A 444-nucleotide genomic window follows, 5' to 3' on the forward strand; every position below is an offset into this window, starting at 1 on the left:
TCGCCCGCTTTCTGGCGAGGTACTTTTGTCAATCGCCACAAAAGTACCCAAAAGGGCTTTTTTACAAGCGCGCGTACCGGGCGGGGTTTGCCCTCGGGTGAGGGTCGTGGCGCGAAAAATCGCGCAGTGCCGCGGAGATGGAAGGGCTTGCCGGGGTACAGAGGCATTGGAACCCGAAGCGAAGCCGGATCATTGCTGCTGGCTCGGTTCGAACACAGGCCGCTTCGGTGGACGGTTGTGGCCGACCAACGCCTCGTCGGCCTGGCCCTGGCTTCGCGGATGCATCCGGGGCCACTGTGCTTCTCGTGTCTTGCTCGCCTTCGGGTTGTTGCTGCCCAGGGCTACAAGCCGTTTCGCCACGCGGACTTCGTCCGCTTTCTGGCGAGGTACTTTTGTCAAACGCCACAAAAGTACCCAAAAGGGCTTTTTAAAAGCGCGCGTACC

General features: G+C 60.4%; 1 protein-coding gene. It reads right to left on the reverse strand.

What is annotated here, in order from left to right; all coding sequences use genetic code 11:
* Positions 1 to 189: 189 nt before the first annotated feature.
* A partial coding sequence (locus tag HFP89_RS15740) for a hypothetical protein (RefSeq protein ID WP_206212147.1) occupies positions 190 to 444 on the reverse strand: 255 nt, incomplete at its 5' end.

This window comes from Wenzhouxiangella sp. XN79A (assembly GCF_012272825.1).
Classification (GTDB): Bacteria; Pseudomonadota; Gammaproteobacteria; order Xanthomonadales; family Wenzhouxiangellaceae.